Raw genomic sequence first — 629 nt, 5'->3', positions numbered from 1 at the left:
CAGCAATTCAAGATCCAAGCATGCGAAGCGGAGGGGGAATTCGCCTCATATTCAAATCAATTGCCCTAGAATCCAGCATTGAACCCCTGTCAAAAAAAATAATAAACTCTAATGCAGAAATAGAAAAAAAGTTCTCCATTTCTTCAATAAATGATCCAAAATTTGGCTTCTCGCTCCGAGTTGTTGGATATAAAACTATTTTCAATAAAAACGATGAGGTGACCGTCTCAATTTGGTCCACATCTTCAATTGGAGTTTACGGCGACAACAATTCAGACCTGTCTCCACAAGAAAAATGGGGGACGGATATTTGTAAAGTATCATGGAGCAGCGAAGATTGGAAACTTTCCGAAGCAACCGACGGGCCGAGCACACCTCCTATCACAAGTAGGGAAGCAGAAGCAATTCAACGGTTTACCTACATAGGAAGGCCGACAACGTGAGCGCGGTGGCCGCACGAAGCGGACAACTCCTCGCAATCGGATTCAATCCTCTTGCTGGTATCAGGGATGCCGTTTCCGATAATGGTGGCAATTTCCTGGGGTCGGTGGGTGCCGCATTCGCGAATATGGCGGCGGATCTTTCCTCGTCCGTGTTCAGCTTCGCCGCCCAGAAAACCGCGATCGACC

General features: G+C 47.2%; 2 pseudogenes. Both read left to right on the top strand.

Going from position 1 to position 629, the window contains the following annotated elements:
- A pseudogene (locus MJ783_RS19970) lies at positions 1-443 on the top strand (hypothetical protein); the annotation flags it as partial.
- Positions 440-629: pseudogene (locus MJ783_RS19965) on the top strand (hypothetical protein); the annotation flags it as partial. The pseudogenes MJ783_RS19970 and MJ783_RS19965, both read left to right, overlap by 4 nt.

This window comes from Protofrankia sp. Cj3 (assembly GCF_917627355.1).
Lineage (GTDB): Bacteria > Actinomycetota > Actinomycetes > Frankiales > Frankiaceae > Protofrankia.
Note: the sequence above shows the minus strand (reverse complement) of the source record. Positions and strands in the feature narration are given on the sequence as shown.